General features: G+C 64.5%; 23 protein-coding genes and 1 tRNA gene. 16 read left to right on the top strand and 8 right to left on the bottom strand.

Annotated elements, in window-relative coordinates; all coding sequences use genetic code 11:
* Window positions 1-4 precede the first annotated feature (4 nt).
* The 10 genes from FYC77_RS08110 to FYC77_RS20865 all read left to right on the top strand — a co-directional run bounded on the left by FYC77_RS08110 (window position 5) and on the right by FYC77_RS20865 (window position 4,999).
* On the top strand, window positions 5-754 hold the full coding sequence (locus FYC77_RS08110; RefSeq protein WP_149081001.1) for a DNA-directed RNA polymerase subunit D: 750 nt from the start codon (window positions 5-7) through the stop codon (window positions 752-754).
* A 128-nt stretch (window positions 755-882) separates the two neighbouring features.
* Window positions 883-967 (top strand) — tRNA-Leu (locus FYC77_RS08105).
* A gap of 201 nt (window positions 968-1,168) precedes the next feature.
* Complete coding sequence (locus tag FYC77_RS08100) at window positions 1,169-1,522, top strand: 50S ribosomal protein L18e (protein WP_149081000.1); 354 nt, start codon at window positions 1,169-1,171, stop codon at window positions 1,520-1,522.
* Window positions 1,519-1,968, top strand: coding sequence for a 50S ribosomal protein L13 (locus tag FYC77_RS08095; protein WP_149080999.1), 450 nt, complete (start codon window positions 1,519-1,521; stop codon window positions 1,966-1,968). Before FYC77_RS08100 ends, FYC77_RS08095 begins: the two co-directional genes overlap by 4 nt.
* A complete protein-coding gene (locus tag FYC77_RS08090) occupies window positions 1,962-2,360 on the top strand; it encodes a 30S ribosomal protein S9 (protein WP_149080998.1) in 399 nt (132 codons plus the stop codon). Before FYC77_RS08095 ends, FYC77_RS08090 begins: the two co-directional genes overlap by 7 nt.
* 12 nt (window positions 2,361-2,372) lie before the next feature.
* Window positions 2,373-2,567: a DNA-directed RNA polymerase subunit N gene (locus tag FYC77_RS08085; protein ID WP_149080997.1), complete on the top strand. Its 195-nt coding sequence runs from the start codon at window positions 2,373-2,375 to the stop codon at window positions 2,565-2,567.
* Between the two features lies 1 nt (window position 2,568).
* Window positions 2,569-2,754: a DNA-directed RNA polymerase subunit K gene (locus tag FYC77_RS08080; RefSeq protein WP_149080996.1), complete on the top strand. Its 186-nt coding sequence runs from the start codon at window positions 2,569-2,571 to the stop codon at window positions 2,752-2,754.
* Window positions 2,751-3,962: a phosphopyruvate hydratase gene (eno, locus tag FYC77_RS08075; protein ID WP_149080995.1), complete on the top strand. Its 1,212-nt coding sequence runs from the start codon at window positions 2,751-2,753 to the stop codon at window positions 3,960-3,962. Before FYC77_RS08080 ends, eno begins: the two co-directional genes overlap by 4 nt.
* Complete coding sequence (rpsB, locus tag FYC77_RS08070; RefSeq protein ID WP_149080994.1) at window positions 3,959-4,759, top strand: 30S ribosomal protein S2; 801 nt, start codon at window positions 3,959-3,961, stop codon at window positions 4,757-4,759. Before eno ends, rpsB begins: the two co-directional genes overlap by 4 nt.
* Before the next feature lie 114 nt (window positions 4,760-4,873).
* Complete coding sequence (locus FYC77_RS20865; RefSeq protein WP_255455267.1) at window positions 4,874-4,999, top strand: hypothetical protein; 126 nt, start codon at window positions 4,874-4,876, stop codon at window positions 4,997-4,999.
* A gap of 51 nt (window positions 5,000-5,050) precedes the next feature.
* Here FYC77_RS20865 and FYC77_RS08065 read toward each other — a convergent pair whose 3' ends face one another.
* From FYC77_RS08065 to FYC77_RS08045, 5 genes are all read right to left on the bottom strand, one after another.
* Window positions 5,051-6,256, bottom strand: a complete 1,206-nt coding sequence (locus FYC77_RS08065) for a LolA family protein (protein WP_149080993.1) — start codon at window positions 6,254-6,256, stop codon at window positions 5,051-5,053.
* Between the two features lie 86 nt (window positions 6,257-6,342).
* Complete coding sequence (locus FYC77_RS08060) at window positions 6,343-7,272, bottom strand: thiamine-phosphate synthase family protein (protein ID WP_149080992.1); 930 nt, start codon at window positions 7,270-7,272, stop codon at window positions 6,343-6,345.
* A 112-nt stretch (window positions 7,273-7,384) separates the two neighbouring features.
* The gene (locus tag FYC77_RS08055; RefSeq protein ID WP_149080991.1) at window positions 7,385-7,696 is read right to left on the bottom strand and encodes a DUF7521 family protein; all 312 of its coding nucleotides are present in this window, start codon (window positions 7,694-7,696) and stop codon (window positions 7,385-7,387) included.
* Window positions 7,697-8,041: an ArsR/SmtB family transcription factor gene (locus FYC77_RS08050; RefSeq protein WP_149080990.1), complete on the bottom strand. Its 345-nt coding sequence runs from the start codon at window positions 8,039-8,041 to the stop codon at window positions 7,697-7,699. It lies immediately after the preceding gene.
* A 121-nt stretch (window positions 8,042-8,162) separates the two neighbouring features.
* Complete coding sequence (locus FYC77_RS08045) at window positions 8,163-9,449, bottom strand: hypothetical protein (protein WP_149080989.1); 1,287 nt, start codon at window positions 9,447-9,449, stop codon at window positions 8,163-8,165.
* A gap of 156 nt (window positions 9,450-9,605) precedes the next feature.
* Between FYC77_RS08045 and mvk the strand changes: the two genes are divergently transcribed.
* Complete coding sequence (gene mvk / locus FYC77_RS08040) at window positions 9,606-10,589, top strand: mevalonate kinase (protein WP_149080988.1); 984 nt, start codon at window positions 9,606-9,608, stop codon at window positions 10,587-10,589.
* A complete protein-coding gene (locus FYC77_RS08035; protein WP_149080987.1) occupies window positions 10,586-11,338 on the top strand; it encodes an isopentenyl phosphate kinase in 753 nt (250 codons plus the stop codon). The genes mvk and FYC77_RS08035 overlap by 4 nt, the downstream gene beginning before the upstream one ends.
* A gap of 19 nt (window positions 11,339-11,357) precedes the next feature.
* Here the strand turns inward: FYC77_RS08035 and FYC77_RS08030 are convergent, their stop codons facing one another.
* The gene (locus FYC77_RS08030; RefSeq protein WP_149080986.1) at window positions 11,358-12,014 is read right to left on the bottom strand and encodes a hypothetical protein; all 657 of its coding nucleotides are present in this window, start codon (window positions 12,012-12,014) and stop codon (window positions 11,358-11,360) included.
* 118 nt (window positions 12,015-12,132) lie between these two features.
* On the bottom strand, window positions 12,133-14,451 hold the full coding sequence (locus FYC77_RS08025) for an amino acid permease (RefSeq protein ID WP_149080985.1): 2,319 nt from the start codon (window positions 14,449-14,451) through the stop codon (window positions 12,133-12,135).
* Between the two features lie 399 nt (window positions 14,452-14,850).
* Here FYC77_RS08025 and FYC77_RS08020 point away from each other — a divergent pair, with 399 nt between their 5' ends.
* Window positions 14,851-16,203: a ribonuclease J gene (locus tag FYC77_RS08020; RefSeq protein WP_149080984.1), complete on the top strand. Its 1,353-nt coding sequence runs from the start codon at window positions 14,851-14,853 to the stop codon at window positions 16,201-16,203.
* A gap of 1 nt (window position 16,204) precedes the next feature.
* A complete protein-coding gene (gene idsA3 / locus FYC77_RS08015; protein WP_149080983.1) occupies window positions 16,205-17,275 on the top strand; it encodes a geranylfarnesyl diphosphate synthase in 1,071 nt (356 codons plus the stop codon).
* A 152-nt stretch (window positions 17,276-17,427) separates the two neighbouring features.
* On the opposite strand, the gene FYC77_RS08010 is transcribed toward idsA3, so the two are convergent.
* Window positions 17,428-17,622, bottom strand: coding sequence for a cold-shock protein (locus FYC77_RS08010; protein ID WP_149080982.1), 195 nt, complete (start codon window positions 17,620-17,622; stop codon window positions 17,428-17,430).
* 468 nt (window positions 17,623-18,090) lie between these two features.
* Between FYC77_RS08010 and FYC77_RS08005 the strand changes: the two genes are divergently transcribed.
* Together FYC77_RS08005 and FYC77_RS08000 are read left to right on the top strand one after the other, a co-directional pair.
* Entirely contained in the window at window positions 18,091-18,744 is a 654-nt protein-coding gene (locus tag FYC77_RS08005) for a ribonuclease HI family protein (protein ID WP_149080981.1), read from the top strand.
* 268 nt (window positions 18,745-19,012) lie between these two features.
* Window positions 19,013-20,740, top strand: a complete 1,728-nt coding sequence (locus tag FYC77_RS08000; protein ID WP_149080980.1) for a glutamate--tRNA ligase — start codon at window positions 19,013-19,015, stop codon at window positions 20,738-20,740.
* Window positions 20,741-20,750 lie beyond the last annotated feature (10 nt).

The following is a 20,750-nucleotide window of genomic DNA, read 5'->3' as shown; positions in this document are numbered from 1 at the left end:
ATCCATGACAGAGGAGTACGACGTCGAGTTCGTCGAACGCGAGGATCGAGAAGCCAGATTTCTCGTCCGCGGCGTGACGCCCGCGTTCGCAAACGGCATCCGTCGGGCGATGATCGCCGACGTGCCGACCATGGCGATCGACACCGTCAGGTTCGTCGAGAACTCGTCGGTTATGTTCGACGAGCAACTCGCCTTGCGACTCGGACTCGTTCCGTTGACGACGCCGCCGGTCGGCGAGTTCGTCGAGGACGACACCGTCACGCTCTCGATCGACGTCGAAGGACCGGCGACCGCCTACTCGGGCAATCTCGTCTCGAGTGACAGCTTAGTTCAGCCCGCCGACGAGAACGTTCCGATCATCGATCTCAAAGACGGACAACGTCTCGAGGCCGAGGCGGAAGTCGTTCTCGACCGCGGAAAGAACCACGCCAAACACCAGGGCGGTGTGGCGGTCGGCTACCGACACCTTCAACGCGTGGAGGTCGTCGGCGACGTGCCGGAGTTCGAAGAACCCGACGAACGGATCGTTCGCGGCGTGATCGAAGACGACGGCGAACTCGTTCCGACGAGCGAGTTCGACCACGACCTCACGAACCGGTATCCAGACCAGGAGGTCGCAATCGAAGACGTCCCGAACGCCTTCGTCTTCCACGTCGAGACCGACGGCTCGTTCACGGTCGAGGAACTGGTTACGCGTGCTGCGGAGACGATCGAAGCGCGCGCGACCGAACTCGAAGAGGCAGTACAGCTTTAAAATGAACCGACGCCCCCGACCCGACCGACGCGAACCGCTTGCCGGCGCCGTCAGCGACGAGACCGACGGCGGTTCGTCCACTGGAATCGAAAGGGGTTTGAAGGGGCGACGGGTATCTGGAAGTGCGAGCAGGGATAGCCAAGTCTGGCCAACGGCGCAGCGTTCAGGGCGCTGTCTCGTAGGAGTCCGCAGGTTCAAATCCTGCTCCCTGCATTTTTCCGGCTCGACCGACCGAAGAGCCGCGAAAATGGAATGTGCAGGTTTGAGCCACGGGAGTCGAAGCGGTCGAGCGCATGCGAGACCGATCGTCTCCCGGCGGTTCAAATCCTGCTCCCTGCATCACTTCTGTCGGACCGATTCCACGACCGCTCGAGGACGATCTCCCCGAGCGTTCACTGCAGTTGGAGGAAATCTATGAGTAGCAAGACTAATCCGAGGCTCACCGATCTCATCGCCGAGCTGAAGTCGACGTCCCGCAGCGAGGACGCCGACGTCTGGCGAGATGTCGCGGATCGACTCGAGAAGCCCCGGCGCACCCACGCAGAGGTGAACCTGGGCCGCATCGAGCGGTACGCACGCGAAGAAGAGACCGTCGTCGTTCCCGGCAAAGTGCTGGGATCCGGCGCGCTACAGAAGAACGTCACCGTCGCGGCCGTCGACTTTTCGTCCTCGGCGGAGACCAAGATCGAACAGGTCGGCGAACCAGTACCGCTCGAGCAAGTGCTCGAAGAGAATCCAGACGGATCCAACGTGCGGGTGATCCGATGAGCGTCGCCGAGTTCGACGCGGACGTCGTCGTCGACGCTCGTGACTGTATCCTCGGCCGCGTCGCCAGCGAGGTCGCACAGCGTGCACTCGCCGGCGAGCGCATCGCCATCGTCAACGCCGAAGACGCCGTCATCACCGGCGGCAAGGAAGACGTCTTCGAGACCTACCGAACGCGGCTCCAGCTCGGCTCCGACAGCGGGCCGTACTACCCGCGACGTCCGGACACGATCTTCAAGCGTTCGGTACGAGGCATGCTTCCGTACAAGAAGCCCCGTGGCCGCGAGGCGTTCGAGAACGTCCGCGTTTACGTCGGTAATCCCTACGAGCGAGATGACGACCGCGAGGCCGAGATCCTCGAGGATACGTCGCTGGATCGACTCTCGAACATCCGCTTCGTCCACCTACACGAAGTGAGCGAACAACTCGGTGCTAACGTCACATGGTAACGAACACGAGCGGCAAGAAGAAGACCGCCGTCGCCCGCGCCACCGTACGCGAGGGCGAGGGCCGCGTCCGAATCGACTCGAAACCGGTCGAACTGGTCGAACCGGAGATGTCCCGGCTCAAGATGCTCGAGCCGTTCCGTATCGCCGGTGATGATCTGCGCGACGAGATGGACATCGACGTTCGCGTCGAGGGTGGCGGTATCGCCGGGCAAGCGGACGCCGTCCGCACCGCCATCGCTCGCGGGATCGTCCAGCACACGAACGACGCCGAACTCCGTGATGCGTTCATGGAGTTCGATCGCTCGCTGCTGGTCAACGACGTTCGCCAGTCCGAACCGAAAAAGTGGGGCGGCCCGGGCGCTCGGGCACGTTACCAGAAATCGTACCGCTGAGGTGAGACAAGTATGATGGTACCGGTTCGGTGTTTCACCTGTGGCACTGTCGTCGGCGAACACTGGGAAGAGTTCGACGAGCGAGCGAACGAGGGCGAGGAGGACCCAAAGGAGGTCCTTGACGAACTCGGCGTCGAGCGCTACTGCTGTCGGCGCATGCTCGTCAGTCACACCGACTTAGTCGACGTCGTCTCGCCGTACCAGTAACATGCAACAGCAACACCACAATCGCTACGAGAAGGCACGAATCCTCGGTGCGCGGGCACTTCAGGTGTCCTACGGTGCACCGGTGTTGATCGAGACCGACCAGACCCAGCCGATCCTGATCGCCGCCGAAGAGTACGACGCCGGCGTGTTGCCGTTTACCGTCAACCGGGGGGAGCGATTCCAATGACGCTCATCACCGACGTCCGGCTCAGGCGCATCCTCGACTCGCGAGGAAATCCGACGGTCGAGGCGGACGTACTCACCGAAAGCGGCGGATTCGGCCGTGCGGCCGCGCCGAGTGGCGCGAGCACGGGTGAGTTCGAAGCGATCGAACGAGCGCCGACCGAGGCGATCGCTGCGGCCCGCGAACACGCCGTCCCGCGACTCGTCGGAGAGGCCTACGCCGGCAACCAGCGTGAAGTCGACTCGATCCTGCGGGCCGCCGACGGCACCGACGACTTCTCGGAGATCGGTGCCAACAGCGCAGTCGCCATCTCGATGGCCGCCGCGAAGGCGGGTGCCGACGTGCTTGGCGCACCGCTGTTCCAGCACTTAGGCGGTGCGTTCCGTGGCCGGAACTTCCCGACGCCGCTCGGGAACGTCGTCGGCGGCGGCGAACACGCCGCGGACGCGACCGACATCCAGGAGTTCCTCGCCGCGCCCGTCGGCGCACCGAGCGTCGAAGACGCCGTCTTCGCCAACGCAGCCGTCCACGGCGAAGTCGCAGACTTACTCGAGGAACGCGGCGTTCCGTCGGGCAAAGGCGACGAGGGCGCATGGGCACCGTCGGTCGACGACGAGGAGGCGTTCGAGATCGTCGACGAAGCCGTCTCGACGGTCGAAGACGAGGTCGGCTTCGAGATCCGCTTTGGTCTCGACGTCGCGGCCGCCGAGATGTACGACGCCGACTCCGAAACGTACGAGTACGAGTCCGCGGACATCAGCCGCGATACGGCCGAGCAGATCGAATATATCGCCGACCTCGTCCGCGAGTACGATCTCGCATACGTCGAGGACCCACTCGACGAGAACGACTACGAGGCCTTCGCCGAACTGACGGACGAAGTCGGCGACAGAACGCTGATCTGCGGTGACGACCTGTTCGTCACCAACACCGATCGGCTGGCGGAAGGAATCGAGATCGACGCGGCAAACAGCATCCTCATCAAGCCAAACCAGATCGGGACGCTGACCGACGCGTTCGACGCGATCGAACTCGCGACCGAGAACGGCTACGACTCGGTCATCTCCCACCGCTCGGGCGAGACCGAGGATACGACGATCGCACACCTCGCCGTCGCGACCGACGCACCCTTCATCAAGACGGGTGCCGTCGGCGGCGAGCGAACCGCAAAACTGAACGAGCTCATCAGAATCGCAGACGACGCGACATGACCGACAACGACGCAACCCAAGAAGGGCTCGACGCCGCCGAGGAGGAGATCGACGAGGAGCCAGCCGAAGGGGCTGGCCCCGCCGCCGAACCCAACGAGGACGTCGAGCCAGTAGACGAACAGTCCGCCGACGCCGAGGCCGAGGGGGCCGACGCCGACGCCGAACCCGACGAGGACGCAGGACCGACGCTCGACGACGACGTCATGAGCGACGAGGAAGCCGACCTGCTGATCCCCGTCGAGGACTACCTCGGTGCCGGTGCTCACATCGGGACCCAGCAGAAGACCAAGGATATGGAGCGGTTCATCCACCGCGTCCGGACCGACGGCCTCTACGTCCTCGACGTCTCGAAGACCGACGGCCGTATCCGAACGGCTGCGGACTTCCTCGCGAACTACTCACCCGAACAGATCCTCGTCACCTCGAGTCGCCAGTACGGTCGCTTCCCCGCCGAGAAGTTCGCGGAAGCGGTCGGCGCTCGAGCCCGCACGGGCCGCTTTATCCCCGGCACGCTGACGAACCCGAAGTACGACGGCTACATCGAACCCGACGTGGTCGTCGTTACTGACCCCATCGGTGACGCCCAGGCGGTCAAGGAGGCGATCACGGTAGGTATTCCCGTCATCGCGATGTGTGACTCGAACAACCAGACCAGCAACGTCGACCTCGTCGTCCCGACGAACAACAAGGGTCGAAAGGCCCTCTCGGTCGTCTACTGGCTGCTCGCGAACGAGGTTCTCGACCGCCGCGGTGCCGAGCCATCGTACTCGCTCGACGACTTCGAGAGCGTCGTCTAACCCGGTTCGATTTCGATATCGTTTCGGCCGTTTTCGCGTACTGTGTTCGTTCCTCGAGCGGTGGCGACGTGTGGAGAGCGAAGGAGTTAGGTGAATGCCCTCGAGAGCCCTGGTATGAACGACATCCTGTTCCAGTTCGACGAAGGGACGCTCCCGCCCGCCGTCCTCGGTGCGACGGCGGCGTTGATCGCGATCTTCGCGATCGGGATCCCGTACCGGCTGGCCGTCGGACTGTTCTGAGACGGACTGTTGTACCCGGGTTCCGGAGATTTGACGACGACTCTCGAGTCCTCACGCCGGACAGCCCATCGACTCGGCCGCCTCGAGAGCGAGTTCCTCGCCGCCGTCGTCGACGTCAGGCGTGAGTTCGTACCGAACGTCGCCACAGTGCCAGACGAGTGTCGTCCCCATCGGGGTCGAGACGAACGCGCCGTCGACGTCGCCGACGCCGTCCCTGTCGACGTCTTCGGGGTCGTACGCCGGCGGTCGTTCGGTGATCCGACCCAGGATCTCGTCGTCCTCGAGGCTGTCCCCGTCGCGGTAGAGAAACTGAACGGTCGCGTCGCCATCGAACTCACTCGCCGTCACGATGACCAGTTCGTAGCCGTCGGGAAGCGTCGGCTCCGAAACGGAAAACGGGACGGCGTCGTCTGCCTCGTCGATCGTCGAGACCTCGACCGAGTCGATGGGTTCGACGACGTCGGTTCCGGCCGGCGGATCGAACGCGAACCGGTCGTCCGGAATCGGCTCGTCGAACCGAACGTCCTCGTAGGTGACGGTCCGAACCGTCCGCTCGCGCTCGAGGGCGTGCTGGCGCGGCTCGTCGTACTCCGTCACGACCTGCTCTTTGATCGGGTACGTCGCCTCGACGTCGATCCACCAGGTCACCGTCGTCGTGACGTTCGCTGCGTCGACGTCGTCCGCCGATCCGAGGACGTACTCGGTGTCGCCGACCAGCACTCCGAGTCCGCCGTCGTCGGTCGCGTTCTCCACTGCGTGAATCTCGACGACGTGTGTCTCGCGACCGTCGACGGTGTCCGTTCCGACGTACTCGGGTTCGGTCGACTCGAGGAACGTCTCCGGCGAGTACTGGATTGCCTCCCAATCGCTGTCGTCGTCGACGATCACTCGATCGTCGTCAGCGATGTAGTTGATTCGCGTGGAGTCGTTGACCACCGTGACGTCCGGGACGTCCGCGGAGCCGGTCTTCGAGACGATTTCCGTCCGGCGATGGTCGGGGGGACGCAACTCGACGCGCGCGTCCGTGGCGACGACGGTCGGCTCGTCGTCGTCGACGTGGTGGAGTTCGTGCTCGGATCGTTCGGTAGCCTGGAGCGTCTCGATCCCGCCGTGGTCGTCGACGACGTCGGCGACGAGTTCGTCCGGATCGGGGTCGTCCTCGAGCTGGTCGACGACCATCGCGCCGCCGACGCTGAACGCGACGACCGCGAGAACGACGACCAGCATCCCGATCAGCGGTCCGTTTGAACGACCCATTCCGATACCGGGTATTTCTGAACGAGCGATATGACGCTGGTGGTACCGGAACTCGAGTCAGGGGTCGGTTCGAGACGACCGACGGATCACCGACTCGACGTCGACGCCTCGAGCAACGCGGCGACGCGCTCGGCGGCGTCGGTGGCCGTCGCACCGAAGACGTACGTCGCGGGTTCGATACCGAACGCGCCGCGGTGGTAGGCGACCTGCGGAACCGAGCCGCGTTCTCCGAACCGATCGCTGAGATGCGTGGCCCGATCCTCGTAGTCGGCGTCGAACTCGAGGGGATCGATGCCGCGCTCGCGGGCGGCATCGAGCAACGCGTCGTCGGTGGCGACGTTGACCGCACCCTGGACGTCGGGATCGGTCGCTCGAGCCGCGAGGATCGCGGTGGCGACGTGTTTCGACGCGCCGAACTCGGGGTTGGCGGGGATCTCGATCCGGCCGCCCATGGCGTAAATCCGTCCGGGAACGGCCGCGACGTCGGTCTCGTCGCTGGCGTCGGGCAGGGCCATCCCGACGTTCGTTCCGACGTTTGGCACGACGTCGGCCATCCCGGGGGTCGAGGCGAGGGTCCGTGCGGCCGCCCGGACGTTCGTCAGGACGTCGCGCTCGGCGCGCAGGTCGGGATCGAGCCCGCGGACGCACAGATCACAGCCCAGCCCGCGGAGTTCGGGCATCTCCTCCTCGTGGAGTTCACAGATTGGCCCGCGGTCCTCGAGGCTGTGGACGAGCGAGAGAAGGTCCGCGAGCGCGTCGTAGCCGTCCATCTCGCCGCTCGCCAAGCCGTCGGCGATCCGCTCGACCGTCGCGACCGTCTCGGGGTCGTCCCGGAAGCGGTCGTCACCGCCGCTCTCGCCGCTTACGTACTTGCTGACCGCGGCCTGGGTGACGCCGAGTTCGGCGGCGATCTCCCGTTGGGTCAGCCCGCGGTCGGCGAGTCGCATCGCGAGCATCGCTCGCACCGTCGGCAGAAAGCGGTCGACGACGAGTTCGCTCGGCAGCACGAGGGACATACGGCCGCGTTCGAACGACACGGGCATAAGTCCGACTACCCGGAGCGACTCGAGGTGGGGAGAGGACCGAAGAGGGGCCGGACGGCGTCGAACCAGAAGGTCGCGTAGGCGGTCAGGGTCGACGATGGAGTGCGTAGGCGATCAGCGCCAGGCCCGCAAACTGCGAGGCGTGGACGGCGAGCCAGAACCAGTCTTGCTGGGGGAGCGAGAGCAGGCGCAGGTGGATCAACGCCGTGCCGACGAACGACGTCGAGTAGGTGACTGCCGTCAGCAGGATCAATCCGAGGGCGAGATACCGCATCGACGGATCGCGGTGGCGACCCCACGCCCGGAACGCCTGGTAGCCGATGTAGAGCCCGATGACCGTCGCGCCCGCCGCGAGCAGGCCCACGACGAGTTCGATCGGACGGATCGCCTCGAGCATTCAGAGATCACCCCACAGCCGCTGGAGGCGATCGGCGGCGTCCTCATCGCGCCGATGGAGGTCGAACGAGAAGCCGTCCTCATCGAGGCGGAAGCGAACTTCCTCGAGCGTCGCGACGTAGATCGTGTCGTGGTGGCCGTCGGGTCGCGGTCGGGTCCGCTCGCGGACGAGGTTCGCGTCCTCGAGTGCCTCGAGTCGGCGACAGACGGTCGACAGCGCGGCGTCACAGCGGTCGGTCAGTTCGTTGGCGGACATGGGTTCGGTACGCGTGGCTTCGAGGATCGCGCGGGCGTACTCGTCGTCGAGCAGGGAAACGACGGCCTCGAGGGGCGGATCCTCACTCACGGCTACTCGATCGGACATTCGCCCTATAATCGCTTCGACCGACGGACCGACTCCACGCGGGGGTATCGGTGTGGCCACCACGGCAAACGAGACCGTCGGACCGGCACTCGAGAGACACAACTCACTCACCGTTCTGAGCGACGCGCTCGGGGACGAACCTGACCATCACGGTTCCGTCGTTCGTCTCCGGCGGGCTGTACAGCAGCGCGACGGAGTCGTCTCGGTCACCCTCGAACGAGTCGACGGTCAGTGAGTCGCCCGGCTCGAGGACGCCGAACTCGTCGTCGAACTGGGGGGCGATTCCGGGATCGACGCGGGACCGGGAGTCGAGATAGAGCGTCAGGCGGTCGGTGTCGACGGGATCGCCGCCGTCGTGGCGTAGGGTGAATTCCGTTCCGTCGCCGTCGACGGAGACGCCCCACGTGATCTGAGGATACCGTCGGTCGTCGCCGACGCGCGATCGGAACTCCTCGTGGCTCTCTCGCAGATCGACCCACAGAAACGGCTCGTCGATCACGACCTCGACCCCGTCTGCCTCTACGACCCTGTTCTGCCGGGTGAGGACGTCCTCGACCTCTCGAGCCGTGAGCCCCGCACTCGCCTCGAAGCGACAGACGGTCCGGTGGTAGACGTACTCCTCGTCGTAGGCGTAGGCCATCGACGAACTCCGGGCGGCGAACCCCTCCGAGAGGTCCCGAACGATCGGTCCCCAGCCCTCGAACAGTTGGACGGTGGGATGAGAGCCGGTCGCACGAACGACCGCGTCGAAATCGTCGTCCTCGTCGGCGCGACGCGGAACCCGTCCGGCTTCGGCGTCGATCACGACCTCGAGATCCGCGGGCTCGAGCGGTCCCGACGCGTTCGCCCTGTGCCGAAACAGCACGGCTCCGTCGCGGACGGCGACGCCGCGCGTGAGGTCGGTTCGTTCGAACAGGTCGTACCCCGCGTAGTCTCCGCGTTCCTCGTAGCCGGTTTCCAGAACGGTGTCACGGACCGTCGCCGCGTCGAACGAGCCGAGACAGACGGTGACCGGGCCGACGCTCAGAACGTGATCGTAGGTGTCGTAGCCGACGCCGAGGTAGTCGAGGCGCGCTCTCAGAACCTGCTCGGGGAGCGGATCGGTCGCTCCGACGACGTCCTCGCCCATCGCGTTCGGCGTCGCGTAGCGGACGGTTCGCCACCCGCCGTCGGCGTGCTCGAGCGCCGAGCGCGCGGGGATCCACTCGCGGTAGATCGGCTCGCCGGACGTGGGGACGTCGACGTCGGCGTATCTGATCTGCTGGCCGAGGGTGGGCATCGAGGCGAGACAGCCCGCGGTCGACGCACTCGTCCCCGCGGCGAGTCCCGCGCCGACCGCCCGGAGCAGTCGCCGTCTACCCGAATTCTCGAGTCGGTTTGGCGTTCGCATTCGTCTCGAGCATCGAACGGCGGGGAGTTATACCGAATCGTCGACTCCGCCGGCCGGCAAGTCGCCGAAACGTACTTGTATTCCGAACCGTTTCGACCGAATTCGACGGTGACTCGAGAAGACAGCTATTAACCGTCGTCGTGCGAACGGCCGGCTATGACACGCTCGAGCGCTCCCGGCAAGGTCTATCTGTTCGGGGAGCACGCGGTTGTCTACGACGAACCAGCCGTGCTGTGTGCGATCGAACGGCGAGCGCAGGTCGAGGTCGAACAGCGGTCGGACGGCAAGCTACGGGTCCACGCGGAGGATCTCAGCCTGGACGGGTTCACGGTCGAGTACGGGGCGGCCGCGGACGATCGACCCGACGTCGACGTCTCGGAGTCGCTGGTGACGGCGGCGACGCAGTACGTCGACAGCGCGATCGAACAGGTCCGTGACGTGACCGGCGACGAGGTCGGATTCGACGTGACCATCGAAAGCGACATCCCGCTCGGAGCGGGTCTCGGCTCGTCGGCCGCGGTCGCCGTCGCCGCCATCGACGCCGGCACGCGTGCGCTGGGAACTACCCTCGAGTCCGACGAACTCGCCGACCGAGCCTACCGGACTGAGTACGAAGTCCAGGAGGGACAGGCCTCGCGTGCGGACACGTTCTGCTCGGCGACCGGCGGTGCGGTCCGGGTCGAGGGGGACGATTGTCGGCCGACCGAATCGCCCGACGTGCCGATTGTCATCGGGTTCGACGGCGGTGCGGGCGACACCGGCGAACTGGTCTCGGGCGTTCGATCCCTCCGCGAGGAGTACGACTTCGCCGCCGACACGGTCGAGGCGATCGGCGACGTCGTCAGAAACGGCGAGGAGGCGCTCGTCGACGACGACCTCGAGGAGGTCGGCGACCTGATGAACTTCAACCACGGACTGCTGTCGGCACTGGGCGTCTCCTCGCGCTCGCTCGATACGATGGTCTGGGCGGCCCGAGACGCCGGCGCGCTGGGTGCGAAGCTGACGGGTGCAGGCGGTGGCGGCTGTATCGTCGCGCTCGATCCCACGCCGGAGGCCGAGACCGCGCTGTCGTTTACGCCCGGCTGTCAAGAGGCGTTCCGCGCAGAACTGGCCGAAACGGGGGTGAAACGACTCGAATGATCGTCCTCAAACTCGGTGGGAGCGCGATCACCGACAAGGAACGCCCCGAAACCGTCGACGGCGAGGCGCTCGCGTCCGCAGCCGACGCGATCTCGAACGCGCTGGATGACGGGCTCGAGGGCCTCGTCGTCGTCCACGGCGGCGGGAGCTTCGGCCATCACAACGCCAGCGAACACGGTGTGAGTACGACCGAGGGAACCCGGGACGTCGCGGCGATCGGTGATATCCACGGTGCGATGCGAACCCTGAACGGGTTCGTCCGCAAGCGACTGCTCGAGCGCGACGTGTCGGCCGTACCGGTCCACCCGTTTTCGGCGGCACACCGGGACGGGAACGGCCGGCTCGCGTTACCGACCGGGCAGGTCGAGACGCTGGTCGGCGAAGGGTTCGTCCCCGTCCTCCACGGCGACCTCGTCGCCCACGCTGGCGCGGGAGCGACGGTCGTCAGCGGCGACGAACTCGTCGCCACACTGGCCCGCGACCTCGAGGCCGACCGGATCGGCCTCTGTTCGACGGTGCCGGGCGTCCTCGACGAGAGCGACGAGGTGATCGACGAAATCGCGGCGTTCGAGGACGCCGCGGGCGTTCTCGGCGAGAGCGACGCGACCGACGTCACCGGCGGCATGGCCGCGAAGGTCCGGGCGTTGCTCGCACTCGAGGCCGAGGCGTCGATCTTCGGGCTCGAGGATCTCGAGGCGTTTCTCGCGGGCGAGGAGCCGGGAACGACGATCACTACTGTCGAACAGTAACGTCGGTCGTTCACTCGAGTCACATCGTTCGATACTCCGCGAAGACCTCGCGAGTGGTTTCGAAGGTTTGTTCGTCCAGTTCGTAGGTGACGTCGACGGATTTCGGCGTCGCCGCCGCGACCGCGTCGATATCGGTCGACTCACCGTCGATGATGTCTCCGTCGCCGTCGACGACGGTCTCGACGCGTACGGCCGTCCGGCGATCCGCTGGATCCTGGCTGACTGCTATCGGTCGGCTGACGTGTTCGATCCCTAATTCGGCTGTCACCGCCTCGAGTGCGGCCTCCCCTGCGACGTCGTTCGCCCGAATGTGCTTCCAGCGATCCCAGGGCGTCGTCTCGAACTCCAGGTCGCGGTCGGGCGGTTCCTGGTCGTACTCGTCGGGGTCGACGTTGCTCGAGGGACCTTTGGCACCGACGTACCGGACTTCGTCGTCGTCCGACTGGTACTCGACCCACCTGTCCCACTCGGATTTCGACGCGCTGATCGCCTCCGCCTGCCCTCGTTTCCGTTCCTCCTCGAGGGTCCGGTACGTGGGTTCCGAGACGTCGTTCGGGGAATCGTCGGTGTCGTCATCGTCCGTCGACCCGGGTTCCGATTCCGGGCTGTCTTCGTCCAGACACCCCGCGATCGCGACGGCACAACAGCCCGCGACGATCGACCGTCTGGAAGGCATACTACCGACGTTTTCGGTCGAACCTAAATGCTTTCTGAACGGTACCCCAGCTCAGAAACCGTCGAAGATCGGGGGATCCAGCGGCCTCTCCCGAGGATCGAAGAAGCGTGCGGACCGATCAATCGAACAGGACGCGCTCGAGGATCGGGCGCAGGAACGATCCGCGGCGGGTCTTCTTGGAGTGGACGAGCAACACCGGCTGTTCGATCGCGGCGGCGATGCGATCGGAGCGCTGTTCGACCACCAGGTCGGGAAGCCGGCGGTGGGTGACCGTGCTCAGCATGACGATATCCGAGGACTCGAGTTCGCGCGACAGATCGTCGACCTCGTCGTCCGCGCGGACGATCGTCGACTCGACGGGAACGGTACAGAGGTCGTCGAGTTCGTCGTGGTACTCCTCGATCGTTCCGATCAGTTCCTCGGGCGCGTCCTCGGAGACGGCAAAGAGGAAGCGGAGACGCGCGCCGAGGACGTCCGCCATCGCGTCGGCGAGTTCGACCTTGAGCGGATCGTTGAACGGGCTTCGGTCCGTGACGACCGCGATCTCGTCGACGTCGACGCGCTGTTCGTGCTGGACGAAGACGACGTCACACGGCGCGTGATCCATGATCCAGTCGGTGTCCCGGCCGAACAGCGTTCCGAGGCGACTCGTCGCTTCCTGGCGGGCGAGGACGAGGTCCGAACCCGTTCGCTCGGCGAAGTTGACAACCGCGTGTCGAGTATCGTGGCTGACGATCTCGCCAACCTCGACGGGCACCTCGAGGTAGCGAACGAGTTCGTCTGTGCGCTCTTCGAACTCGACGTCGGCCTCGGAGAGTTCGGCGGCGGCGGTGTCGAGTGGCACCTGGTCGGGCACTTCGTCGAAACGAACGACGCGGATGCGACCGCCACGCCGTTGAACGATCGGTGCCGCCATCTGGATCAGGGCGTCTTCCTGTTCGCGAGTGACGTCCTGTCTGATCGGGATCAACACCTCGAACTGATCCGTGCGTTCGAGCTGTTCTTCGGTGTCCCGGACGAACTGCCGGCCGGTCTCGCGGCGGGCGAGTCCCTTCGCGACGCCTTCGCGTTCGATCCGTTTCTGGGCGTAAAGTTTGAACCAGAGGAAGCCGACGATGACGATCCCGATCGAGCCGGCGATCTCACGGATCTCCATCTGTGAGATGATGAAGACGCCCGAGACGATCCCGAACAGCTGGACCCAGGGGTAGCCGGGCGTAAAGAAGTCGGGATCGTACCACTCGAGGTCGCGCTCCCGGAAGGCGATTAACGCGCCACAGACGAGGATGTAGACGAGAATCTGGAACGCGCCGGCCATCTTCGCGATCTCGTCGACTTCCTGGGTGGCGACGATGAAGACGATGACTGCACCGGTCGTGAGGATCGCGACCGAGGGCGTGTTGAATCGCGGGTGGATATACTCGAATTTCTTCAAGAAGAGGTCGTCACGGCTGAGCGCGAGCGGATATCGAGAGGCCGTCAGAATTCCCGCGTTGGCGGTGCTGACGAGTGCGAGCAACGCGGCGAGGATGATCGTAATCACTGCGAGAAAACCGATCGGGACGCCGCTACCGAGTCCCGGGACCGACGCCGTCATCCCGCCGAACAGGATCTGGGTCGCCTCCGCCATCGGCTCTTCAGTGTCGGCGAGCTGGTCGCCGTCCATCACGCCGACGAGGACGAACACGATCAACGCGTAGAGAAAGCTCGTCGCGGTCAGCGAGCCGAGCAGTCCGAGCGGGAGATTCCGACCAGGGTTTTCGATCTCCTCGGCGACGGCCGCGACCTTCGTCACACCCGCGTAAGAAACCAACACGAGCGCGGTTGCCGTGAGAATGCCGTCGATTCCATCGTCGAAGAAGCCCTCGAAGTTCGCGCCCTCGACCTGGACGATCGAGCCGGCGACGAACCCCGAGAGGATGATCAGCATAACGATCACCATCACGAGCTGGAGCCCGCCGGTCTGTTTCACACCGACGAGATTGACTGCGATGAGAATCAGCGCGAACGTAATTCCGAGGGCACGAACGCCGGGAATCGGAAGTGTCGCGCCGATTACGGGGACGGCGAGATCCCACGTCGGCAGCTGGTAGATGAAGTTGATGTAGAACATCCCGCCGTAGAGTGCGAGCGACCCCTTCAACATCAGCATGAGCCAGGTCCCGAGCCCGGCGATCGTTCCGAACGACGGTCCGAGACCGCGTTCGATGAACACGTAGTCTCCGCCGGCCTCGGGCATCGCCGTCCCGAGTTCGGCGATGCTCAACGCGGCCGGGACCACGAGAATTGCGGCGATCACGAACGCCACAATGACGGCCGGCCCCGCCTCCGCCATCGCGATCCCGGGGAGAATGAAGATCCCGCTCCCGATCATCGCGCCCATACTGATCGCGATTACGGCGAACAGCCCCAGGTCTCGCTCGAGATCCTTCGTCATCACCTGGCGCTTTCGAACGGAAGTTTAGAAAGCTTCGCATTTCGGAACTGAGTGTGTGAAGAACCATCCAAGAATGAAAATCTAGGGTACAAATTGAACAGTATGAAAACGTGTGGTCACTTCTCGACAGTGGGCGACGATCGGGTCGTGGTCGACCCGCTCTCCAGTCGGTAGCCAACCCACTGTGTTTTTAACACCCGGGCGTGTAGGTACGCGTAGCGAGAACCCGCGGGCAAGTGCGCTCGAGACTCACGGACTTATCCTGAGTCGATCCGGAGGACGACCTCCCGGGCGCATAGCGGGATGGCCGACGCGCTGTGAGATGCCGGGGCCGCACAACCGGGAGTCCGCGGACCGTTTCGATGAGAGTCCACCACGCGGCTTTCAGTGCTACGAACTATGGAAATCGAAATCGCAACGATAGGCGGATACGAAGAGGTCGGGCGGCAGATGACTGCCGTCCGTGCCGGTGACGACGTCGTCATCTTCGACATGGGACTGAACCTCTCGCAGGTTCTGATCCACGACAACGTCGAAACCGAGCGAATGCACAGTCTCGACCTGATCGACATGGGTGCGATCCCGGACGACCGGATCATGTCCGATCTCGAGGGCGACGTCCAGGCCATCGTGCCGACCCACGGTCACCTCGATCACATCGGAGCCATCTCGAAGCTTGCACACCGGTACAACGCACCGATCGTCGCGACGCCGTTTACGATCGAACTCGTCAAACAGCAGATTGAGGGCGAACAGAAGTTCGGCGTCGAGAACGACCTGATCAAGATGGACGCCGGCGAGACGATGTCCATCGGTGACTCCGGCAAGGTTGACCTCGAGTTCGTCAACGTCACCCACTCGATCATCGACGCCATCAACCCGGTTCTCCACACGCCAGAGGGCGCAATCGTCTACGGTCTCGACAAGCGTATGGACCACTCGCCCGTCATCGGCGATCCGATCGACATGGAGCGCTTTCGCGAGATCGGCCGCGAAGGCAACGGGGTGCTGTGTTACATCGAGGACTGTACCAACGCGGGCAAGAAGGGCCGCACGCCCAGCGAGAACGTCGCCCGTGAACACCTCCGGGACGTCCTCTACAGCATGGAGGACTACGACGGCGGGATCGTCGCCACGACGTTCTCGAGCCATATCGCCAGGGTCACTTCCCTCGTCGAGTTCGCCAAGGACATCGGCCGCCAGCCCGTCTTGCTCGGCCGGTCGATGGAGAAGTACTCTGGAACCGCGGAACGACTCGACTTCGTCGACTTCCCCAGCGACCTGGGGATGTTCGGCCACCGAAAATCGGTCGACCGGACGTTCAAACGGATCATGAACGAAGGGAAAGAGAACTTCCTGCCCGTCGTCACCGGCCATCAGGGTGAGCCACGAGCGATGCTCACTCGAATGGCCCGCGGCGAGACGCCGTACGAACTGGACGACGGCGACAAGGTCGTCTTCTCCGCGCGAGTGATTCCCGAACCGACAAACGAGGGACAGCGCTACCAGGCCGAAAAGCTGCTGGGAATGCAGGGGGCCCGCATCTACGACGACATCCACGTCTCCGGGCACCTCAACCAGGAGGGCCACTACGAGATGCTCGATGCCCTCCAGCCACAGCACGTCATTCCGGCCCACCAGGATCTGAGCGGCTTCTCGAGCTACGTCACCCTCTGTGAGAACGAGGGCTACCAGATGGGACGGGACCTCCACGTCACGCGAAACGGTAACCTCATCCAGATTGTCGACTGATATGACGAGTCCCAAGGCACGGGAAGAAGCGGTGCTCGAGGCAGTCCGCAAACGCCGGGAGCGAGTCAACGAGGCGATTCCCGAGGAGTTGCCGATCGGTCGCCCCGAACGGCTCTACGAGGCGTCGCGATACTTACTCGACGCCGGCGGGAAGCGCCTCCGTCCGACCGTGTTGCTCACGACCGGCGAGGCCCTAGCCGATGTCCCACCGCTCGAGGGAGACTATCGGGAGTTTCCCACGCTGAACCGCGGCGAGCCGGGTGAGACACCTGCGACCATCGACATTATGAACGCAGCAGTCAGCGTCGAGGTCATCCAGTCGTTTACCCTGATCCACGACGACATTATGGACGACGACGACCTCCGGCGGGGCGTCCCCGCGGTCCACAAGGCCTACGACCTCGAGACGGCGATCCTCGCGGGGGATACGCTCTACTCGAAGGCGTTCGAGATCATGCTCGACGCCGGTGCCGACCCCCAGCGGACGGTCGAGGCACTCGACATCCTCGCGACGACGTGTACGAAGATCTGTGAGGGCCAGTCGCTGGACGTCACCTTCGAGGAGCGCGAGGACGTCTCACCCGAGGAGTACCTCGAGATGGTCGAGCAGAAAACGGCCGTCCTGTACGCGGCGTCGGCGTGTCTGCCGGCCGTCCTGATGGGTGCCGACGACGAAACTGTCGACGCACTCTACGGCTACGGACTCGACGTCGGCTGTGCGTTCCAGATTCAAGACGACGTCCTCGATCTGACCGTTCCCAGCGAGAAACTCGGCAAACAACGGGGAAGCGATCTCGTCGAGAACAAACAGACGCTGATCACGGTCCACGCCCGCGAGCAGGGCGTCGACGTCGAGAACCTAATCGATACGACCGACGTCGACGCCGTCACCGAAGCCGAAATCGACGAGGCCGTCGCCAAACTCGAGGAGGCGGGCTCGATCGGCTACGCCAACGAGATGGCCCGCGACCTCGTCGATCGAGGCAAGAACCGACTCGAGGTCCTGCCGGACAACGAGGCTCGAGATCTGCTGTTCGAGATCGCGGACTACCTCATCGAGCGCGGCTACTGACCGCTCGGTGGTTGTCCCTCGAGATTCTGATTGGTCTAGGAACGTGGCGACCGCTCAGTACAGGTGACGAGATGTCGCTTCCGGAACTGAGCCGTACGCGTTCAGAAATGAAACCGTCATTCACGGTCGCCGAAGCGACAATGAAGCGGGAATTAGTTGCGGACGACGTTCGTCGCGCGTGGACCCTTGGGGACCTGTTCGATGTCGAATTCGATCTCGGTGCCTTCTTCGAGGTCCGGGCCGCCGACGTCTTCCATGTGGAAGAATACGTCATCGTCCGCGTCGTCCGTCGAAATGAAACCGTAGCCGCCTGTGTCGTTGAAGAAATCAACGTTACCGTTTGCCATTACAATACATCAAAGCAGGAGTACACGGATAAGCATTCCGAACTTGTCTTCAAATCTCAGTGGAAAACATCCATATGTCCGCAAATTCGTCATAGTGGCTCAAACACCTCACTACCTAGCAACAGTTAGTCAGATAGTGTCCGATTCAGAATAACACTGGGTGACTTTCGATGTATCTATAGTTTCAACGTTCCGCTGGCCGTTTGTGCACTCCTTGCACGATCTCGAGGAGCCGCCCGATTCAAACTGACCTGCTACCGGTGGCACCGACAGGAATTATCCCGCTCGACCACCGAGGATCTGTATGGAGTGGTGCGACCAACCAGTGGGATCGTCCGGGCTCGAGGGTGTGTTACGGACTGCTCTGAGTCTGTCCCGGCCGACCGCCAAACGGCGGGCGAGCGACCGGAAATCAGTCATCGCAGACCGTCTGAGGGCCTCGAACCGAAGATCGAGGGTGCACGTGACGTGACCGACGATCCCCTCCCGGCCGAACACCGCTCGCCGCTCGCCACCCTCGTCGACGAGGTTCTCGCGGGCGTCGGCTACGAGGTGGCGGCCGCCACCGACGCCATCGACGACGCCGTCCCCGGCTACGGCGGGCTATTCGACCCCGGGACGTCCCGGGACGAGTTGCGTCGGGCGCTCGAGTCCCTGCTCGAGTCTGGACTCACCCGGCCATCCGTCCCCGAGTCGACGAGCGACGGCTTCGTCCTCTACGTCGACGGGAGTTCACGCGGCAACCCCGGCCCCGCAGGAGCGGGCGCCGTCATCGTGGACGCTTCGGGGGAGCAACTCGCCCGTCTCGGCCGCCCCGTGGGCTCCCGTACGGGGAACAACACCGCTGAATACGTCGCCCTCCAGCTCGGACTCGCCGAACTACTGGCTCGCTACGAGCCACGCAGGTTAGAGGTGCGCATCGATTCGATGACGGTCATCCGGGACGTCTGGGGTGGCGACGAGCCGACGGAACCGGGCGTCGAGACCTACAGCGAGGCCGTCGCGGCGGCACTCTCGAGGGTTCCGGACCACCGGTATGCGCATCTGGCAGACAGCGACCCGAACCCCGCCGACGCACTGGCGACAGTGGGTGCCGATATCGCGGCCTTCGGACCTGGGTAGAGAACTGTTGTTGTTAACGGCTATAGCGCTACAGTTTACGAATTCCCCTGAACAGCCGTGCTGGGCTCTCGAGTGTGAGTATGGCGAACTGGTTCAACGTCTACCCCGTCCGTTCGCTTGACAGTCTCCAGGGGATGTGAAACCTGTTTGGCGACGACGCGTTGTATGGGCTCGACCGCGAACTCACGATCGAAACGGGTCGTCGACCCCCTCGAGTCGCGGGCCGACACCGCGGGGGTTTTGGTTCGGGCACGAATACCAACGGCCAATGAACGACGATCTACGAGAGCGCGTCGAGCGCGAGGCCGAGAAACACGCGCTGTTGAACGCCGTCAAACACGAGAGCGACGCCGATGTCGGTGCGATTATGGGGCCGCTGATGGGCGAAAATCCGGACTTCCGCCCCCACGGTGACGAGATTCCGGGCGTCATCGGCGGCGTCATCGCTCGAGTCAACGACCTCTCGTACGAGGAAAAACGCGCCCGCCTCGAGGACCTCGCACCCGAGGAACTCGAAGAGATCGAGGCCGAGGACGAAGCGGACGAACACGACCTTCCCTCGCTGCCCAACCCGGAGGAGTACGACGAGGTCCGGATGCGCTGTGCGCCCAATCCCAACGGCCCCTGGCACGTCGGCCACGCCCGGATGCCCGCCGTCATCGGCAGCTACCGCGAGCGCTACGACGGCTGGTTCTGCGTCCGCTTCGACGACACCGACCCGGAAACGAAGCGGCCGGATCTCGAGGCATACGATGCCATCCTCGAGGATCTCGAGTATCTCGGCTTCGAGCCCGACGACGTCTATCGGGCGAGCGACCGCCTCGAGACCTACTACGACCACGCCCGCGAACTAATCGAGATGGGCGGGGCCTACACCTGCGATCTGCCGGGCGAGGAGTTCAGCGAGCTGAAAAACGCCGGGGAGCCGTCGCCGAACCGCGACAAGGATCCCGAAACGGTACTCTCCGAGTTCGAGGCGATGATCGACGGCGAGTACGAGAGCGGCGAGATGGTCCTCCGGGTGAAAACCGACATCGAACACAAAAACCCCGCCTTGCGTGACTGGGTCGCCTTCCGGATGATCGACACACCCCACCCCCGCGAGGAGGCCAGCGAGTACCGCTGCTGGCCGATGCTCGACTTCCAGTCGGGGATCGACGACCATCTGCTCGGCATCACCCACATTATCCGCGGCATCGATCTCCAGGATTCGGCGAAACGACAGGGGTTCGTCTACGACTACTTCGGCTGGGAGTACCCCGAAGTCGTCCACTGGGGCCACGTCCAGGTCGACGCCTACGACGTGAAGATGAGCACCTCCACGATTTCGGAACTGATCGCCGAGGGCGAACTCGACGGCTGGGACGACCCTCGGGCACCGACGCTGAAGAGTCTCCGCCGGCGGGGTATCCGCGGCGAGGCCATCGTCGAGTCGATGATCGGACTGGGTACCTCGAGCAGCGACGTCGACCTCGCGATGAGCGCCGTCTACGCTAATAACCGAGATCTAATCGACGACGAGACCGATCGACGGTTCCTCGTCCGCGACGGCAACCAGCTTCCCCTCGGCGGCAGCCCACCCGAGGAGGCCAACCCGCCGGTGCACCCCGACTACGAGGATCGGGGCGTCCGCGAGATCCCCGTCGGCGACTCCGTGTTGCTCGAGCCCGAGGACGTCCCGGACCGAGAGGAGCGCGTCTGGCTCAAGGGACTGGGCTGTTTCCAGTACACCCGAGATGTCCTCCAGTACACCGGCGAGGAGATCGACGTGGTCCGCGAGGGCGACGTCGACGTCGTACACTGGGTTCCCGCCCGCGAGAGCGTCCCCGTCCAAATGCGGACGATGGACGGCGACGTCACCGGACGGGCCGAACCCGGCGTCGCCGACCTCGAGGCCGACGAGCTGGTCCAGTTCGTGCGAGTCGGGTTCGCCCGGATCGACCGTCCGGTGGACGAAGCGGACGGGGAGACGGTCGCGTACTACACCCACAGCTAACGGGAGTTAC

Source organism: Natrialba swarupiae (assembly GCF_008245225.1).
Lineage (GTDB): Archaea > Halobacteriota > Halobacteria > Halobacteriales > Natrialbaceae > Natrarchaeobius > Natrarchaeobius swarupiae.
The sequence above is the reverse complement of the archived record's forward strand: the minus strand, read 5'-3'. Positions and strand labels throughout refer to the sequence as shown.

Excerpts from the sequence above, each read along its gene's own strand:
- FYC77_RS08100 (WP_149081000.1), top strand. The coding sequence starts at position 1,169 with ATGAGTAGCAAGACTAATCCGAGGCTCACCGATCTCATCGCCGAGCTG.
- rpsB (WP_149080994.1), top strand. The coding sequence starts at position 3,959 with ATGACCGACAACGACGCAACCCAAGAAGGGCTCGACGCCGCCGAGGAG.
- FYC77_RS08085 (WP_149080997.1), top strand. The coding sequence starts at position 2,373 with ATGATGGTACCGGTTCGGTGTTTCACCTGTGGCACTGTCGTCGGCGAA.
- FYC77_RS08095 (WP_149080999.1), top strand. The coding sequence starts at position 1,519 with ATGAGCGTCGCCGAGTTCGACGCGGACGTCGTCGTCGACGCTCGTGAC.
- FYC77_RS08025 (WP_149080985.1), bottom strand. The coding sequence starts at position 14,451 with ATGACGAAGGATCTCGAGCGAGACCTGGGGCTGTTCGCCGTAATCGCG.
- FYC77_RS08010 (WP_149080982.1), bottom strand. The coding sequence starts at position 17,622 with ATGGCAAACGGTAACGTTGATTTCTTCAACGACACAGGCGGCTACGGT.
- FYC77_RS08020 (WP_149080984.1), top strand. The coding sequence starts at position 14,851 with ATGGAAATCGAAATCGCAACGATAGGCGGATACGAAGAGGTCGGGCGG.
- FYC77_RS08060 (WP_149080992.1), bottom strand. The coding sequence starts at position 7,272 with ATGTCCCTCGTGCTGCCGAGCGAACTCGTCGTCGACCGCTTTCTGCCG.
- FYC77_RS20865 (WP_255455267.1), top strand. The coding sequence starts at position 4,874 with ATGAACGACATCCTGTTCCAGTTCGACGAAGGGACGCTCCCGCCCGCC.
- idsA3 (WP_149080983.1), top strand. The coding sequence starts at position 16,205 with ATGACGAGTCCCAAGGCACGGGAAGAAGCGGTGCTCGAGGCAGTCCGC.
- eno (WP_149080995.1), top strand. The coding sequence starts at position 2,751 with ATGACGCTCATCACCGACGTCCGGCTCAGGCGCATCCTCGACTCGCGA.
- FYC77_RS08000 (WP_149080980.1), top strand. The coding sequence starts at position 19,013 with ATGAACGACGATCTACGAGAGCGCGTCGAGCGCGAGGCCGAGAAACAC.
- FYC77_RS08090 (WP_149080998.1), top strand. The coding sequence starts at position 1,962 with ATGGTAACGAACACGAGCGGCAAGAAGAAGACCGCCGTCGCCCGCGCC.
- mvk (WP_149080988.1), top strand. The coding sequence starts at position 9,606 with ATGACACGCTCGAGCGCTCCCGGCAAGGTCTATCTGTTCGGGGAGCAC.
- FYC77_RS08035 (WP_149080987.1), top strand. The coding sequence starts at position 10,586 with ATGATCGTCCTCAAACTCGGTGGGAGCGCGATCACCGACAAGGAACGC.
- FYC77_RS08055 (WP_149080991.1), bottom strand. The coding sequence starts at position 7,696 with ATGCTCGAGGCGATCCGTCCGATCGAACTCGTCGTGGGCCTGCTCGCG.
- FYC77_RS08045 (WP_149080989.1), bottom strand. The coding sequence starts at position 9,449 with ATGCGAACGCCAAACCGACTCGAGAATTCGGGTAGACGGCGACTGCTC.
- FYC77_RS08030 (WP_149080986.1), bottom strand. The coding sequence starts at position 12,014 with ATGCCTTCCAGACGGTCGATCGTCGCGGGCTGTTGTGCCGTCGCGATC.
- FYC77_RS08110 (WP_149081001.1), top strand. The coding sequence starts at position 5 with ATGACAGAGGAGTACGACGTCGAGTTCGTCGAACGCGAGGATCGAGAA.
- FYC77_RS08065 (WP_149080993.1), bottom strand. The coding sequence starts at position 6,256 with ATGGGTCGTTCAAACGGACCGCTGATCGGGATGCTGGTCGTCGTTCTC.
- FYC77_RS08080 (WP_149080996.1), top strand. The coding sequence starts at position 2,569 with ATGCAACAGCAACACCACAATCGCTACGAGAAGGCACGAATCCTCGGT.